Below are 17,677 nucleotides of genomic sequence, written 5' to 3'. Positions count from 1 at the left end.
ATTCGTCCTTAAGTCTGTGCCCGTGAACCTATGCCTATAGTGTATCGAAATGGGTGATTGGGCTGTATGGGAGGCATGAAGGGCATGAGGTTTGAGGAATGCGTCGATGCGTTCATCCGTTATCTTCGGGCCAATCGTGGACTTTCCGAGAATACGCTCAAGGCGTATCGTGGCGATGTCGAAGCCTGCCTTGCTCTGTTCGTGCGCCGCGGCGTCACCGATCTCAACGAGATCACGTTGGATGACCTGCGCAGTTGGATGGCTTCCGAATCGCACCATCACGCGCGCAGCAGCATGGCTCGCAAAACTGTCGCCGTCCGCGGGTTTTTCTCATGGTGCTATGGGCATGGTCTGGTGCGTACGAATCAGGCCGCGACTCTGATGACCCCTTCTATCCCCGATACACTGCCGGCGGTGCTCACCGAGGTGCAGGCCAGACAGCTGATGGATAAGGCCGATAGCGAGGCCGTCAATCATGGCGACGGCGTCGGCGACAACGACGGCGACAACGCCGGCGATATGGATGACGGCGGCGATGGCGCTCTTCGCGGAACGCACGCCGAACACCTGCGCAATGCGGCGATGCTTGAACTGCTGTATGCCACCGGCATTCGTGTGGCGGAGCTGGTGTCGCTAGATATGAACGATGTGGACTTCGCCAACCGTACTGTCAGAGTGACGGGAAAAGGCAATAAACAACGGGTTGTGCCTTTCGGCGTACCGGCCATGCGCGCGCTGCGGGCATGGGTTGATGATGGACGCCCCGATATTGCCGCCGATGATTCCGCGGATGCGCTGTTTCTGGGGGCACGAGGGCGCAGACTCAACCAACGTGTGGCGAGGGAAGTGGTGCACCGCATGGCCAGAGACGCCGGAGTGCCGGATATCAGCCCACATGCGTTGAGACATTCCGCGGCCACGCACATGCTCGATGGGGGCGCCGATCTGCGCGAGGTGCAGGAACTGCTTGGCCATGCGTCGCTCAAAACCACGCAGCGTTATACGCATGTCTCCATCGAACAGTTGAAAAGCAGGTATTCGCAGGCGTTTCCGCGCGCCTGATCCCATCGCGCGTCAGGTTTGTGCGTCATATTCCGTTGTGATAGTGGTCTTTTCGAGAATGACCAGAATGTGGACATTGCTATGTGAACCTGCAATATGGCTGAATGTCGCCATTTAGCGGTCTTTGAATTTACATATACGTAACATGGAATTTGCTTCTTGTCACCAAAGCGCGAGACAATGCAAATTAATCAGCAATGGGGTTGGTTTGCCGGTATGACGCCCACGACGCGTCGCCAGCGGCCAGCCCCATTTGCGTGAAGCGGATCGTGGTCCAAAACCATGATCCTGCAGATTACGAATAGGAGATATCAATGAAGAAGAAAGCTCTTGCTTTCGCCGCCATGGCCTGCTCCATGGCCATGCTGCTGAGCGCCTGCGGCGGTTCCAGCAACAGCAACGCCTCCGGTGACACCGCTGGCGCCAACATCATCTACGCCTACAACTCCGAGCCGCAGAACCCGCTCATCCCGTCCAACACCAACGAGACCGGTGGCGGCAAGCCGGGCGACCTGCTCTTCTCCCGTCTGGTCTCCTTCGACAAGGACGGTAAGGCTTCCAACGAAGTGGCCGAGTCCATCACCCCGAACGATGACGCCACCCAGTACACCATCAAGCTGAAGTCCGGCTGGAAGTTCACCGACGGCACCGATGTCACCGCCGAGTCCTTCACCAAGGCTTGGTCCTACGCCGCCAACGCCAAGAACGCTCAGAAGGCCTCCTCCTTCTTCTCCACCATCAAGGGCTATGACGACCTGCAGGCCGACGGCCTCAAGGGTGACGAGCAGCTCTCCGGCCTCAAGGTCGTGGACGACACCACCTTCACTGTGGATCTGAACCAGTCCGATTCCGTGTTCCCGATCAAGGTCGGTTACCTGGCCTTCGCCCCGCTGCCCGAGTCCTTCTACAAGGACCCGAAGGCCTTCGGCGAGAAGCCGGTTGGCAACGGCCCGTACAAGCTCGACCACTGGGATCACAACAAGGAGATCGCCCTGGTCAAGAACACTGACTACAAGGGCAACGAGGACGTCAAGAACGACGGCGTGACCTTCAAGGTCTACACCGACGATCAGGCCGCCTACCGCGACATCCAGTCCAACAACGGCGCCCTCGATGTGATGGAGTCCGTGCCGGCCGCCTTCACCAAGACCTTCAAGTCCGACAAGAAGGTCCAGCCGTACTCCGAAGCCGGCTCCGTCATCCAGACCTTCACTATCCCGTCCACCCTTGACCACTTCAAGAACGACGAGGAAGGCCAGCTGCGTCGTCAGGCCATCTCCATGGCCATCAACCGCGAGCAGATCATCGACAAGGTGCTCAACGGCATCGGCACGCCGGCCGTTGACTTCACCTCCCCGAAGACCCCGGGTTACTCCGACTCCCTCAAGGGTTCTGAGAACCTCAAGTTCGATGCCGCCAAGGCCAAGGAACTGTGGGCCAAGGCCGACGCCATCTCCAAGTTCGACGGTCAGCTCACCTTCTCCTACAACGCCGATGGTGGTGCCAAGCCGATCTACGACGCAGTCGTGAACCAGCTCAAGAACAACCTGGGCATTGACGCTGCCACCAACCCGATTCCGACCTTCCAGGAATTCCGTGACGCCATCACCAACCGTCAGATGACTGGTGCCTTCCGCACCGGCTGGCAGCCGGATTACCCGTCCGCCGAGAACTACCTGTGGCAGCTGTACTCCTCCGCCGCTGCTGACGGCAAGGGCTCCAACGATGGCGACTACAAGAACCCTGACTTCGACGCCCTGTGCCTGCAGGCCGCCGCCGCCAAGACCACTGACGAGGCCAACAAGCTGTACCAGCAGGCTCAGGAGATCCTCCTCAAGGATTTGCCGGCCATCCCGCTGTACTACTCCAACGCCTCCGGCGTGGCTTCCCTGTCCGTCAAGTCCGGCTTCGGCATGGATTGGCAGAACCTTCCGACCTACGCCGAGATGTCCAAGAAGTGAGCTGAGGCTCGTCTGACATCGAACATGTAGTTCGCTGACCTACAAGGGGCGAGGATCGTCATGGTCCTCGCCCCTTTTCGCATTTCGTCGCATGCACCATTCTTCCTCGTACGTGTCGCGGGAAATTCCTCGTGAAAAGTCATGAATCCATACCATATATCGGACAATTTCACAGGAACCGCCCGGAATGGACGCTAAGTTAACGTCAGTTTACAAACCTCCGTCAGCGCTTGCGGTAGACTGTCGGAGTATTTGACGACCGGTCGCGTGCAGCGTTTCGCCGTTGTAGTCCCCGAAACCGGTCATGAGTAAGGAGCAACCGTATGGGTAAGTATCTTCTGCGACGCATTCTGCAGATGATCCCCGTGGTTCTCGGTACGACATTCCTCGTGTATGCGCTGGTCTTCCTGCTGCCTGGCGATCCCGTCAAGGCCATGTTCGGTGACAAGCCCATCAACGAAGCCGTCGCAGCCCAGATCCGCGCGGAATACCACCTCGATCAGCCGTTCATCGTTCAGTACTTCATCTATCTGAAGAACGCGCTGACTCTTGATTTCGGCAACACCTTCGCCGGCCAGCCCGTGATCGACGAAATCACCCGCGCTTTCCCGGTCACCATCAAGCTCGGTCTGATGGCGTTCTGCTTCGAGGCCATCTTCGGTGTGATCTTCGGTATCATCTCGGGCCTTAAGAAGGGCAAGTGGTACGACACGGTCATCCTGATCGTCTCCCTGCTCCTCATCTCCGTGCCGACCTTCGTCACCGGCTTCGTGATGCAGTATCTCCTCGGCATCCAATGGTCAATCCTGCCGGTGACAGCCGGCGCGGACCCGACGTTCCTCGACCTGCTCATGCCGGCCATGGTGCTGGGCTCCGTCTCGATGGCCTACATCATCCGACTGACCCGATCGGAGATCTCCTCTAACATCGCCGAGGACTATGTGCGCACCGCACGGGCCAAGGGCATGTCCAATGGTCAGGTCATGCTCCGCCATGTGCTGCGCAACTCCCTGATTCCGGTCGTCACCTATCTCGGTCAGGACATCGGCGCCCTCATGGGTGGCGCCATGATCACCGAGCAGATTTTCAACATCCACGGCATCGGCTTCCTGACCTATCAGTCGATTCTGAAAGGCGAGGCGAACCTGGTGGTGTCCATCGTCACGCTGCTCATGCTGATCTTCGTGGTGTGCAACCTTATCGTCGACATGCTCTACGCGGCACTCGATCCGCGCATTCGTTACGCGTGATAGGGAAGGAGTGACCGACATGACTAACGAAAACCTCGACAACCAGCTCGATAATTCCGGCGAACCGACGCCTGAGTACTTCATGGAGACCCTCCCCGGACAGGATCGATATGTGGCGCCTCTCGATGAGACGCCGCTGCAGGACGTGGACTCCGTCGACGAATCCGCTCCTGCGGCGAGCATGTGGGCCGATGCCTGGCGAACCTTGCGCCGCAACCCGCTGTTCATCATCTCCGGTATCGTCATCCTCTTCATCATCATTGTGGCCATCGCGCCGGGTCTGTTCACCAAGCAGGACCCGAACTCCTGCGATCTCGCCAACTCGTTGAGCCCCGCCTCCAACGGACACCCCTTCGGCTATGACATGCAGGGCTGCGACGTATACACCCGCGTGGTGTACGGCACCCGTACCTCGCTGTCAGTAGGTGTGCTTTCCACGTTGCTCGTCGTGTTCGTCGGCACTCTTATCGGTGCCGTCGCCGGCTTCTTCGGCGGATGGGTCGATGCGGTGCTGAGCCGTATCACCGATATCTTCTTTGCCCTGCCGATGCTGCTCGGCGCCATCGTGGTGCTGCAGATGTTCAAGACCTCCAAGTCCATCTGGAAGGTCGTGCTCGTGCTCGCACTGTTCGGCTGGGTCGGCGTATGCCGCATCGCCCGAAGCGCTGTGCTCGAAGCCAAGAACCTTGAATTCAACACCGCTTCCACGGCTTTGGGCTCGACGCCCACGCGAAACCTGTTCCGTCACATCCTGCCGAACTCACTGGCCCCGATTATCGTTATCGGCACCACGTCGCTGGCGTCGTACATTGTGGCCGAGGCGACGCTGAGCTTCCTGGGTGTCGGTCTGCCGACAACCACCGTGAGCTGGGGCGGCGATATCTCCAGTGCTCAGACCAACCTGCAGACTGATCCGTTGGTGCTGTTCTACCCGTCCGCGGCACTGGCCATCACTGTGCTCGCGTTCATCATGATGGGCGACGCCGTCAAGGACGCCCTTGATCCGAAGAGCCGTACGGCCTGAGTCAGGGAGCAGAGGAAACATTATGACTGACAATTCCACTATCGATTCTCAGGCGCAGATGCTGGCCATGCAGAAGGCCCACGGCCCGCTGCTCGAGGTCAAGGATCTGGCCGTCGATTTCACCACGGACACCGGCAAGCCGGTCCATGCCGTGCGCAGCTCCTCCTTCACCGTCTATCCAGGCCAGTGGGTGGCCATCGTGGGCGAATCCGGTTCCGGCAAGTCCACCTCCGCAATGGCGGTGCTGGGTCTGCTTCCCGGCACGGGTCATGTGGTCGGCGGCTCCATCAAGCTTGACGGCCAGGAGATCGCGAATGCCAAGCAGAAGGAATTCGACAAACTCCGCGGCACCAAGATGGGCCTCGTGCCTCAGGACCCGATGAGCAACCTGAACCCGGTGTGGCGTATCGGCTCTCAGGTCAAGGAGGCTTTGAAGGCCAACAATATGGACGTCAACCACGAGAAGCGTTCCGCATTGGCCAAGGCCTTGGCCGGCGAGGACGCCGCCGTGAAGCTCAAGGGGAATGACGACGAGACCTTCCTCGGCTCCAAGGAGCTGCCCGCTCTGATGGACGAGGCCAAGAAGGCGCTGACCGCCGCCGGTGTGACAGGGGACGCCTTCGACAAGGCCGTCGCCCGCTTTGAGAGCGAATGGGTGCCTGGTTCCGAAACCCGTTGGCGTGTGGCCGACGACCTCATCAAGGCCGGTGTGAAGGATGACGATGCTTGGTATCTGGCCAAGAAATACGTCATCGGTTCGTCCATGGACGATCGTATCGCTGGCCTGCTGTCCGAAGCCGGTTTGCCGGATGCCGCCACCCGCGCCCGTCAGTTCCCGCACGAGTTCTCCGGCGGCATGCGCCAGCGTGCGTTGATCGCCATCGGTCTGGCCTGCCGTCCTGACCTGCTGATCGCCGATGAGCCGACCTCGGCACTTGACGTGACCGTGCAGAAGCGCATCCTCGACCACCTGCACTACCTGACCGATTCGCTCGGCACCGCCGTGCTGTTCATCACCCACGATCTGGGTCTGGCCGCCGAACGCGCCCAGCACATCGTCGTCATGTACAAGGGACAGGTCGTCGAATCCGGTCCGTCCCTCGAGGTGCTGCAGCACCCGCAGCACCCGTACACCAAGCGACTCGTCGCCGCAGCGCCGTCACTGGCCTCCCAGCGCATCATTTCCGCCAAGGAGCGCGGTGAAGACGCCGATGCGTTGCTCGACCACAAGATCGCCGATGAGAACGAGCTCGAGAAGAGCGAACACATCATCACTGTCGAACACCTGACCAAGGAGTTCAAGCTTCCGCGCAAGAAGGAGATGTTCAAGGCAGTCGACGACGTGTCCTTCTCCGTCAAGCGCGGCACCACTCTGGCCATTGTGGGCGAATCCGGTTCCGGCAAGTCCACTGTGGCGAACATGGTGCTCCACCTGCTCGAACCCACCTCCGGCAAGGTCTTCTATGAGGGACGTGACACATCCACGTTCAAGGCCAAGGATCTGTTGGGCTTCCGTCGTCACGTGCAGCCGGTGTTCCAGAACCCGTACGGTTCGTTGGATCCGATGTACTCGATCTTCCGCTCCATCGAGGAGCCGCTGCGCATCCACAAGATCGGCGATCAGAAGTGGCGCACCAACCGTGTCAAAGAACTGCTCGACATGGTCGAGATGCCACAGTCGGTCATGGGTCGTTATCCAAACGAGCTTTCCGGTGGCCAGCGTCAGCGTATCGCCATCGCGCGTGCCATGGCCCTTGACCTGGACGTGATCGTGTGCGACGAGGCCGTCTCCGCCCTCGATGTGCTCGTGCAGGACCAGGTGCTGCACCTGCTCAACGACCTGCAGGCCGAAAAGGGACTGAGCTACCTGTTCATCACCCACGATCTGGCCGTGGTTCGTCAGATTGCCGACGAGGTCGTGGTGATGCAGCATGGCAAGCTCGTGGAGCACGCCACCACCGACGAGGTGTTCGACCACCCGAAGATGCAGTACACCCAAGATCTGCTCGACGCCATCCCCGGCGGCAAGCTCAAGCTCGGTCTGGACTGATAATTCATCGCGCTATGTCGGTGTTGTCCGGCAGGTGTACCGGGCAACACCGACATAGCGCTTAATGGAGTGTCTGATAAATCACACGTCATAGGTGATGGTCAGGGGAGCGTGGTCGGACCAGCGCTGGTCGTAGGTGGGCGCCTTGTCAATGACGAAGCCCCGTGCGGTCTCCGCCAGTTCCGGTGTGGCGAACTGGTAGTCGATTCTCCATCCGACATTGTTGTCGAAGGCGCGTCCACGCTGGCTCCACCAGGTGTATGGCCCTTGGATGTCGCCGGATAGTGAACGCATCACATCCACGAATTCGTATTCATTGAGCCATCGGTCGACATACGCGCGCTCCTCGGGCAGGAATCCGGCGTGATGCTCGTTGGCCTTGGCGTTCTTGATGTCCAACGGCGTGTGCGCGATATTGAAATCACCGCATAGCACAGCCTGCCTGCCACCGTGCGCCGCCTCATCGCGCAACTCGCCCAGACGCACCAGCATGGTGTCCAAGAAGCGGAATTTCTGCTCCATCTTCAACGGGTCATCGGCATTGCCGGCATGGACGTATACGCATACCACCGTGATCACGTATCCCTGCGGTGTGCGGATATCCGTTTCGATCCATCGCCCCGAATCGACATCCTCATCCAATCCCGGCAGACCGTACCGCTGCTCGATCACTGGCAGATCGGCAAGCAGCGCCACGCCGGCGCGACCCTTCACGCGGCAGATCTCGTTGGTCAGCGTGAGATCCTCAGCCGAATCGATTGCGCCCGCCTGCGCGTACTCGAAGGCGAATTTGCTGACTATCTTGTCGATGTCCGGCTGCGGCGCACGGACCTCCTGCATGCACCATATGTTTGGAGTATGGTGTCCCGCCCAAGCCACGATGCCTTTGCGGTCGGCCGCACGCAGGCCATTGACATTGGAAGTAGTGATGGTAATGGTCATGCCGCCATAGTATTAGCGTCTGTATACCAATCTCACTGCGGTCTCATCGCCTGACGTGAATGTTCAGCGTTCTTTGAGGCTGGGTGCTAGGCTTGCAAGGGTTGCAACCGTGATACGAAATGAGGAATTATGGGACTGTTCGGATTCGGAAAGAAGAAGAGCAAGAAGGAAGCCGAACCGGCCGGCTCCGTCGACGAAGACAAGGCGGCGGCTGAGGCCGCCAACACCGCGGCCAAGGCCGAAAGCGCCGAAACCGTGCTGGCTGAGCCGTCCGGCGAATACGTGGGCCGTGGCGATGAGCGTGGCCCGTGGGACGTGAACGACGAGGACGTTCCCGACTACGACGATTATCTGGATCTGGGCGCGTACTACCTGCCGTTCCTGCAGGGTATCGAATTGCGCATCAAGGCAAGCCGCGCCACCCAGCAGGTGCTGGGCTCCACCATCACCTATGGCGCTTCCAGCCTTGAGATCGAGGCGTTCGCCGCGCCCAAGACCATGGGACTGTGGGATGATGTGCGCGCCGATCTGCTGGAGGCCAATAAGAACGCATCCGAAGCCGAAGGTGTATTCGGCACCGAACTGAAGCTGCCGGTCAGCGTCAAGGGCGGCAAAACCGTCAACACCCGTATCGTCGGCGTTGACGGGCCGCGTTGGATGCTTCGCGGCATCTTCTCCGGCAAGGCTGCCGTCGATCCCGATAGCCCGGAGACCGAGGCCCTGAACAAGTTCTTCGCTGACATCGTGGTAGAGCGTGGCGAGGAACCGTTGGCTCCGCGCGATCTCATCCCGATGCATCCGCCGGTCGCCCCGGCAGAACGCCGTGCCGCCAAGGGCGCTGCCGAAGCGGAGGCGCAGGAAGGCGGCAAGGAGCACTTCAAGGACATTCCGGACAACAAGCCGAAGGGCCCGCTGAGCCAGGACCAGACCACGGAGGTCAAGACCACCCTGTCCCGTGGTCCGATGTTCTCCGAAGTGCGCTGATCTGCCGGCCTGCGTATCCGGTGCCTTCTTCTGCAGAGAAGGCACCGGATACGGTGTATCGGAGCTGCTGGTTTTCGAGGACTTTCACGGTGAATCTCTCACGGTGGGAACTCCACGGATAGAGGAAGAGACTTGACAGATAAGAAACGTACCGGCCTGTCGGCGCTGGCGGATGCCGGCAATGGCGACGAGGATTTTTCGGTCATCGAGGCGATCGGCGGTCCGCGCGGCGTCATCGAGTCGATGCTGCCCGGTGTGGTGTTCGTCGTCCTGTTCGTGGCTACAAGCAACCTGAACCTCACCATTGCGGTGTCTGCTGTGCTGGCGGTGCTGCAGGTCATTGTGCGTCTCTGCCAGCGCCAGTCGGTGATGGGCGCGGTGTCCGGGCTTGTGGCAGTGGGCATTTGCCTGATCTGGGCATGGAAAAGTCATGAGGCGCGCAACTACTATATGTTCGGCTTTCTGACCAATGCCATCTATCTGGTACTGTTGTCGGTCTCGCTGATGGTTCGTGTGCCCGGCTTGGGACTGGTTGTGGAATTCATCCGGCAGATGCCCACCGAACGGTTCAAGGCATGGTTCCAGGATTGGATGAACGATGAGGCGCTGAAACGCGCCTATACGATCATCACCGGACTATGGGTGGCGGTGTTCGCACTGCGTCTGATCGTACAGGTGCCGTTGTATGTGACCGATCATGTCGCGGCGCTTGGCGTGACCAGGCTGCTGATGGGCATTCCGTTCTGGGCGCTTGCCATCTGGGTGAGCTACCTCATCATCGCCACGCCGCTGCACCGTCATAAGACCGCGCGAAAGGATGAGAACGAGGATGCAAGCTGAAGTCCGCATCGAACGATACGCCGATCAAGGCCGTTGCGTAGCCCATATCGATGGGCGTGTGGTCTTCGTGCGTTTCGCCCTGCCCGGCGAACTCGTCCGGGTCGAGCTCGACGAGCCGCACGATCGCGACGACCGTTTCTGGACCGGCGAGGTCGTGGAGGTGATCGAAGCGTCCGAGGATCGTGTCAGTCCTGCATGGCCGCTTGCCGGACCATTGGCCATGGGCGGGGGAGTGGGCGGTGCCGATCTCGTGCACGTCTCGCTGCAAGGACAGTTGACATGGAAAGCCATCACCGTTTCGGAGCAGATGAGCCGCCTCGGTCACATCGATGTGGCGGTGCCCATCGAGCGCATGCCCGGCGATGAGGAACTCGGGGGTCTGCACTGGCGTACACGCATCGAGATGATCGCCGATGAACAGGGACGGCCGTCCATGCGTCGCCGTGGCACCCATAATCGTGTGGCCCTTGACACCATGCCGCTCGCCACTCAGGCGCTCCTGGATGTGGCCGAACGCGAGCATGTATGGGATGGTGGCTTTGCACCCGGAAGCCAGATTCGGTTGTCTGTACCCGAACCGCGCGCGGACGGCATGGAGTCCGGCGTATCCTCCGGAAATCATGGCAATGGCGATGATTATGCCGTACTTGTTGACGGAGAGCTGCGTGCCGGTTCGCAATTGCTGACCGAACGGGTGACCATCAACGGCCGTCCGTTCACCTACCAGGTGGATGCCAATGGCTTCTGGCAGATTCATCGTCAGGCGCCGATCGCGCTTGGCGCGCATGTCGTCGATCTGGTGAACGGGCGGCTGCAAGGCGCGCCGGCACCGGTGATCTGGGATCTGTATTCGGGATCGGGGCTCTTCGCCCTGCCGCTGGCCACCATGACCGGCGAACGCACCCGCATGTTGAGCGTTGAAGGTGCGGCGGTCGCTGTCAAGAACGCACAGCGCAATCTCCGCGCTGCCGGACTGACCAATGTGGACGCTCGCACGGGTGACGTCTCGCATACGTTACTTCATGTGCCTGCAGATCTGGCCAAGCCGGATGTGGTGGTACTCGACCCGCCACGCGCCGGGGCCCGGGCCAAGGTTTGCCGTCAGATCGCGGCATCCGGGGCACCCACTGTGGTGTACATCGCCTGCGACCCCACATCATTGGCCCGAGATACCGCCACGCTGATTGCGGAAGGTTATGAGCTCAGCGACATCAGGTCGTTCGACATATACCCGATGACGCATCATGTCGAGACGGTGGCCCTGTTCGTCCGCTGATGCGCATCCGGACCGTTATCGCCGGGGTGCGGCTATCATGCCCACTATGAGACGACGGATTATGGTGGTTGTGTCCTGCACCGCATTGGTGTTGTCGTTGGGCGCATGCACGCCGGTCAATCGTGCGGTGGGCGATACGCAGGACAATCCTCCCGCCGTCGCCCATGATTCAATCCATACATCGGATGCGGAAGTCGGGTTCGTCGGCTCCACGGATACCGCCGCGGACAAGCTCGCCATAGATGCCATGGCCGACGACGGCATCAGTGTGTACTATGCTTCGCTGGATTCCGATGCTTCCGATGCTGCTGGTACGGCTGCCTCCGATACTGCTGCCGATGCAGGTGCTGACGGCACTGATGCTGACGGCACCGATGCCGCCGATTCGGATATCACTGCGCAGCATGCGGTCGCCGATTACGTCGCCCGTGCCGTGGACATCATCATCGTCAGCGGCATCGCCATTACCGATGCCAACCGTGATACATGGGAGCAGACACTCGGCAACGCCAGGGAGGCAGGCATCGCAGTCGCCCTGCTCAATCCTGTTGCTGTGCCCGACAATGATCTGCTTTACGCGGCCACGCTCACCATCAACGACCGTGACGCCAATGCCGAGCGCATCGGCGACGCGGTGCTGGCGGTCATTCGCGACGAGCCGCACGAGCGCTCTATCGCTGTCACCACCATGTGACATCACGCCGAATCATCCCCGAGCCTGAACGCATTGCGCCATACGGCACGGTAGGCTGGATGGCATGAGTGCAACAGCAGCCGCGGCAATGCCCGAAATCGACGAGACCGGCCTGAACGCCGAGGAAGTGGCCAAGCGCATCGAAGCCGGGCAGACGAACGCGATGAAGGACTCCACGTCACGTTCGGTGAAGGACATCGTGCGCGCCAACGTGTTCACACTGTTCAACGGCATCATCTTCGCCGCCATGGTACTGGTGCTGATCACCGGATCATGGAAGGACGCGGTGTTCGGCTTCGTCATCATCATCAACACCGGCATCGGGATCGTGACCGAGCTCAAGGCGAAGCGCACGCTGGACAGGCTTTCCATTCTGGTCGCGTCCGATGTGCTTGTACGCCGTGGTGGCAATGATGTCGCGGTATCCCATAGCGATATCGTCATGGATGATCTGCTGTGGATTCGATCTGGTGAACAGGTGCCTGCCGACGGACGAATCATCCATACTTGGGGTCTGGAACTGGACGAATCCATGCTGACCGGTGAATCGCGGACCGTCCGGCACAAGGTGGGGGAGCAGATCTGCTCCGGTGCCACCGCGGTCTCCGGCATGGCGCTGGTCAGGGTGAGCGCCGTGGGAGCGCACTCCTATGCGGCAACGCTCACCGCGCAGGCGAAGGTCTACAAGAAGACCGTATCCGATCTCAACAAAGGCATCAATACGATTCTGAAATTCATGACCTTCCTGGTGGTGCCGCTGTGCGTGCTGCTCATCTGGTCGCAGATCCGCACGGTCGGAGGCTGGAACCATGCGTTCACGACCGGTGAATGGCGTGGGGCCGTGGTGTCGGCGGTGGCGGGCGTGGTGGGCATGATCCCCGAAGGCCTCGTGCTGTTGACTTCGCTGAATTTCGCGGTGGCCGCGATGCGACTCGCCCGGCACAACACGCTGGTGCAGGAACTGGAATCCGTGGAGACGCTCGCCCGCGTCGATGCGTTGAACCTTGACAAGACCGGCACCATCACCGATGGCGGCATCGCCTTCGACCGGCTCATCATGCTGGAGGATGCGGCCGATGTCGGCGGACATGGCGTCGCGGCCGAGCGGACCGTCGCACAGGCGCTGTACGACTGCTGCAATGAGGAGCAGCCCAACGGCACTGGGCAAGCGGTGCTTGCTGGCCTGACGGCGCAGGGGTTCGTCGCAGGAACGGTTCGTGCGCGTATTCCGTTCTCCTCGGCCCGCAAGTGGAGCTCAGTGGTGGACGAGAGGGGCGAACGGTGGTTCATGGGCGCTCCGGAAGTCATATTGGCTGCATTGCAGGGCGACAACGCCGACATACTGCGGCAGGTCAACGAATATGCCGATGACGGCGATCGGGTGCTGTTGCTCGCCCGTTCTGCGGACTGCAATTCTGAAGGAAGCCTGCGTCATGGTTCAGCGGGACACGATGCAATGGGCGACAATCCAATGGGGGAGACCGCTGGCGCCGTCAGCGCCGATACTCCACGACTTGACCCGCAGGCGCAACCCGTCGCGCTGGTGCTGTGCTCCGAACGGATTCGCGACGATGCCGAGCGGACGCTGGCATGGTTCCGTGAGCAAGGCGTGCGATGCCGCGTGATCTCCGGCGACAATCCGGTGACGGTTGGTGCCATCGCACGCCGGGTCGGACTCACCGGCGACCGTGAGCCGGTGGCCTTGGACGCGCGTGAATTGCCTGACGACATCCATGAGCTCGCCCGGGTGCTGGAGCATGTCGACGTGCTCGGGCGCGTGCTGCCCGATCAGAAAAAGGCCATTGTACAGGCGCTGCACACGCAGCATCATGTGGTGGCGATGACCGGCGACGGCGTCAACGATGCCTTGGCCTTGAAAGAGGCCGATCTCGGCATCGCCATGGGCAACGCGGCGCCCGCCACCAAGGCCGTGGCGCAAGTGGTGTTGGTGGATTCCAGATTCTCCCATCTGCCCGACGTCGTGGCGCGTGGACGTCAGGTCATGGCCAACATGGAACGGGTCGCCAGCCTGTTCCTCGTCAAAACCGTGTATTCGGCGCTGATTTCGCTCGGTGTGGTACTGACGCAAATCCCATACCCGTACTTGCCCCGCCACATCACCTACATCGGTGCGCTCACCATCGGCATGCCGGCGTTCATCCTGGCGCTCGCGCCGAACACGCGACGCTACGTCCCGGGATTCCTGAAGCGCGTAATCAAGTTCGCGCTCCCGGGCGGTGTGGCCACGGCGCTTTCCGTGCTGCTGGCCGCTTGGTTCCTGCCCGGCGTCATGGGCTGGAACATCACAGGCAACGACGATGACCTCTCCGCCTTGCGCGCCACCAGCGCCATCATCCTGTTCCTGATGGGCGTGTTCGTGCTCGCACGTGTCGCAAGTCCGCTCAACAGTTGGCGCGGCGGACTGGTGGCGTTCTTCGCCACCGCTGGCGTCATCGGCACGTTCATCCCGTTCGTTGCGCGGTTCTTCGCGCTCATCCTGCCCACCGGCACCACGCTGACCGCCACGCTCATCGCCCTCGCCGGCGCAGCGGTCATTTTCGTGCTGTGCCTATGGCTGGTGCCGAAGGCCGGCAGCATTCTGGCCCGGTTCCTACGCCGAAGCGGAATCAATATCTAGTGTGCCGTATATCGCCGGCTCCCCTCTCTGAGGGGAGCTGTCAGCGTAGCTGACTGAGGGGAGTTGGGCTCCTTCGCCAGTCCCTCCCCGAAGTCAGCTGAAAGAAAGTCGCTGCATTGTCTCACGTTTCAGTCCGACACGCCAGAGGCAAAGTAACGTACCCGTACCATAACAAGCGGATAATCTACGGCGACAAGAGCCGATTCATGATTCGGAGGAAGCATGTCCTTACGTGACGCCCAACTGGCCACCCTGCACACGGCCGGCAAGGACTTCGATTACTACAACATCGCCAATCTCGATGGCGTCGACCACTTGCCGTACTCGCTGAAGGTGCTGGTCGAAAATCTCGTGCGCAACATCGACGGCGCCAACATCACCGACGAGCACGTCAAGGCCCTGCTCGACTGGGACCCCGACGCGCAGCCCAGCCACGAGATCCAGTTCACCCCGAGCCGCGTGGTCATGCAGGACTTCACCGGCGTGCCGTGCATCGTGGACCTCGCCACCATGCGCGACGCGGTCAAGGACCTCGGCGGCGACCCGGAGGTCATCAACCCGCAGGTCCAGTCGGACATGGTCATCGACCACTCCGTGCAGATCGACAAGTACGGCATCGCCGACGCGGTCGAGCAGAACATGGACATCGAATACCAGCGCAACGGCGAACGCTACCAGTTCCTGCGTTGGGGGCAGCAGGCGTTCCGTAACTTCCGCGTCGTACCGCCGGGAACCGGCATCATCCACCAGGTCAACATCGAATACCTGGCCAAGGTCGTCATGACCAAGACCGCCGAGGCATCCGGACTGAACGATGGCCGTGAGCTCGCCTACCTCGACTCCTGCGTCGGCACCGACTCGCACACCACCACCGAAAACGGCCTCGGCGTGCTCGGCTGGGGCGTGGGCGGCATCGAGGCCGAGGCCGCCATGCTCGGCCAGCCCATCTCCATGCTCGTGCCGCGCGTCGTGGGCTTCAAGCTCACCGGCTCCATCCCCGAGGGCGTCACCGCCACCGATGTGGTGCTGACCATCACCGACATGCTGCGCAAGCACGGCGTGGTTGGCAAGTTCGTGGAGTTCTACGGCGAGGGCATCGCTTCCGTGCCGCTGGCGAACCGCGCCACCATCGGCAACATGAGCCCGGAGTTCGGCTCCACCTGTGGCATCTTCCCGATTGACGACGTCACGCTCGACTACCTGCGCCTGACCGGCCGCTCGGACGAGCAGGTCGCGCTCGTCGAGGCGTACGCCAAGGCCAACAAGCTGTGGGGCGACGCCAACGATCCGGACTACGTCGAACCGAAGTACTCCGAATACATGGAGCTGGACCTCGGCACCGTGGTGCCGTCCATCGCCGGCCCGAAGCGTCCGCAGGACCGCATCACGCTCGCCACGGCCAAGTCCACGTTCGAGGACACGCTGCCCGCGTACGAGACCGAGAAGACCGCCCACGAGCCGATCGCCGTCTCCACCGACTTCCGCGGCGATTTCGACATCACCAACGGCGACGTGGCCATCGCCTCGATCACCTCCTGCACCAACACTTCCAACCCGTCCGTCATGGTGGCCGCCGGCCTGATTGCCCGCAACGCGCACGCGCTGGGACTCAAGCCCAAGCCGTGGGTCAAGACCTCGCTCGCCCCCGGCTCCCAGGTGGTGGCCGACTACCTCAAGGCCGCCGGACTGCAGGACGACCTCGACGCGCTCGGCTACGAGCTCGTCGGTTTCGGCTGCGCCACCTGCATCGGTAACTCCGGACCGCTGCTGCCCGAGATCTCTGAGGCCATCAACGCCAACGACCTGACCGTCACCGCAGTGCTCTCGGGCAACCGCAACTTCGAGGGACGCATCAGCCCGGACGTCAAGATGAACTACCTCGCCTCGCCGCCGCTCGTGATCGCCTACGCGCTCGCCGGCACGATGGACTTCGACTTCGAGACCCAGCCGCTCGGCGTTGACAAGGACGGCAATGACGTCTATCTCAAGGACATCTGGCCGACCAACGAAGAGGTGGCCGCCGTGGTGAACGGCACGGTCAGCCGTGAGATGTTCCTCAAGGACTACGCCTCCGTGTTCGACGGCGACCGCCGCTGGAAGGGCCTCGACGTGCCTGAAGGCGAGCTGTTCGCCTGGGATCCGAAGTCCACCTATGTGCGCAAGCAGACGTTCTTCGACGGCATGAAGGCCGTGCCGGACCCGGTTGAGGACATCCACGGTGCCCGCGTGCTCGCATTGCTCGGCGACTCCGTGACCACCGACCACATCTCCCCGGCCGGTGCGTTCAAGGCGTCCAGCCCTGCCGGCAAATACCTCACCGACCGCGGCGTGGCCCCGAAGAACTTCAACTCTTACGGTTCCCGCCGAGGCAATCACGAGGTGATGGTGCGCGGCACGTTCGGCAACATCCGACTTCGCAACCAGTTGCTCGCCTCTGTGGGCGAGGAGGTCACGCCCGGCGGCTTCACCTATGACTTCACGACCGGTAAGCCGTCCACGATCTTCGACGCGTCGCTGAACTACAAGGCAGCGGGCACGCCGCTTGTGGTGCTGGCCGGCAAGGAATACGGCACCGGCTCCTCGCGCGACTGGGCCGCCAAGGGCACGCTGATGCTCGGCGTCAAAGCCGTCATCACCGAGAGCTTCGAACGCATCCACCGCTCCAACCTCATCGGCATGGGCGTGCTACCCCTGCAGTTCCCTGAAGGCGAATCCTATAAGTCGCTGGGGCTCGATGGCACCGAGACGTACGACATCGCCGGCGTGGAGAAGCTCAACTCCGGTACGACGCCGAAGACCGTGCACGTCACCGCCACGCACAAGGACGGCTCCACGACTGAGTTCGATGCGGTCGTGCGCATCGACACCCCCGGTGAGGCCGACTACTACCGTAACGGCGGCATCCTCCAGTACGTGCTGCGCAACCTCATGAAGTAGCGCAACAAGACGGTCGGGG

At 61.4% G+C, this 17,677-nt stretch carries 12 protein-coding genes; 11 read left to right on the top strand and 1 reads right to left on the bottom strand.

All coding sequences use genetic code 11. From position 1 onward, the window contains the following. Window positions 1–84: 84 nt before the first annotated feature. From BW14_RS01795 to BW14_RS01775, 5 genes are all read left to right on the top strand, one after another. On the top strand, window positions 85–1,062 hold the full coding sequence (locus tag BW14_RS01795) for a tyrosine recombinase XerC (protein ID WP_375138427.1): 978 nt from the start codon (window positions 85–87) through the stop codon (window positions 1,060–1,062). 314 nt (window positions 1,063–1,376) lie between these two features. Then, window positions 1,377–3,023 (top strand): ABC transporter substrate-binding protein, encoded by a 1,647-nt coding sequence (locus tag BW14_RS01790; protein WP_140489162.1) that lies wholly within the window; start codon window positions 1,377–1,379, stop codon window positions 3,021–3,023. A 323-nt stretch (window positions 3,024–3,346) separates the two neighbouring features. Beyond that, window positions 3,347–4,273 carry an ABC transporter permease gene (locus BW14_RS01785; RefSeq protein WP_044088838.1) on the top strand — a complete coding sequence of 309 codons (927 nt, stop codon included), beginning with the start codon at window positions 3,347–3,349 and terminating at the stop codon, window positions 4,271–4,273. Between the two features lie 19 nt (window positions 4,274–4,292). Further along, window positions 4,293–5,297 (top strand): ABC transporter permease, encoded by a 1,005-nt coding sequence (locus BW14_RS01780; protein WP_140489161.1) that lies wholly within the window; start codon window positions 4,293–4,295, stop codon window positions 5,295–5,297. Window positions 5,298–5,319: 22 nt separating this feature from the next. Further along, entirely contained in the window at window positions 5,320–7,347 is a 2,028-nt protein-coding gene (locus BW14_RS01775; protein WP_140489160.1) for an ABC transporter ATP-binding protein, read from the top strand. Window positions 7,348–7,428: 81 nt separating this feature from the next. On the opposite strand, the gene BW14_RS01770 is transcribed toward BW14_RS01775, so the two are convergent. Beyond that, window positions 7,429–8,289: an exodeoxyribonuclease III gene (locus BW14_RS01770; RefSeq protein ID WP_044088840.1), complete on the bottom strand. Its 861-nt coding sequence runs from the start codon at window positions 8,287–8,289 to the stop codon at window positions 7,429–7,431. 129 nt (window positions 8,290–8,418) lie between these two features. Here BW14_RS01770 and BW14_RS01765 point away from each other — a divergent pair, with 129 nt between their 5' ends. The 6 genes from BW14_RS01765 to acnA all read left to right on the top strand — a co-directional run bounded on the left by BW14_RS01765 (window position 8,419) and on the right by acnA (window position 17,658). Then, complete coding sequence (locus tag BW14_RS01765) at window positions 8,419–9,273, top strand: DUF3710 domain-containing protein (RefSeq protein WP_140489159.1); 855 nt, start codon at window positions 8,419–8,421, stop codon at window positions 9,271–9,273. Between the two features lie 132 nt (window positions 9,274–9,405). Then, the gene (locus BW14_RS01760; RefSeq protein ID WP_044088842.1) at window positions 9,406–10,113 is read left to right on the top strand and encodes a DUF3159 domain-containing protein; all 708 of its coding nucleotides are present in this window, start codon (window positions 9,406–9,408) and stop codon (window positions 10,111–10,113) included. Beyond that, window positions 10,103–11,389: a class I SAM-dependent RNA methyltransferase gene (locus BW14_RS01755; protein WP_140489158.1), complete on the top strand. Its 1,287-nt coding sequence runs from the start codon at window positions 10,103–10,105 to the stop codon at window positions 11,387–11,389. Before BW14_RS01760 ends, BW14_RS01755 begins: the two co-directional genes overlap by 11 nt. Window positions 11,390–11,435: 46 nt before the next feature. Continuing rightward, the gene (locus BW14_RS01750) at window positions 11,436–12,083 is read left to right on the top strand and encodes a hypothetical protein (protein WP_140489182.1); all 648 of its coding nucleotides are present in this window, start codon (window positions 11,436–11,438) and stop codon (window positions 12,081–12,083) included. 64 nt (window positions 12,084–12,147) lie between these two features. After that, window positions 12,148–14,721: a cation-translocating P-type ATPase gene (locus BW14_RS01745; RefSeq protein WP_140489157.1), complete on the top strand. Its 2,574-nt coding sequence runs from the start codon at window positions 12,148–12,150 to the stop codon at window positions 14,719–14,721. Window positions 14,722–14,943: 222 nt separating this feature from the next. Beyond that, complete coding sequence (acnA, locus tag BW14_RS01740; protein WP_140462363.1) at window positions 14,944–17,658, top strand: aconitate hydratase AcnA; 2,715 nt, start codon at window positions 14,944–14,946, stop codon at window positions 17,656–17,658. Window positions 17,659–17,677 lie beyond the last annotated feature (19 nt).

This window comes from Bifidobacterium sp. UTBIF-68, assembly GCF_006408855.1.
GTDB lineage: Bacteria > Actinomycetota > Actinomycetes > Actinomycetales > Bifidobacteriaceae > Bifidobacterium > Bifidobacterium reuteri.
The sequence above is the reverse complement of the archived record's forward strand: the minus strand, read 5'-3'. Positions and strand labels throughout refer to the sequence as shown.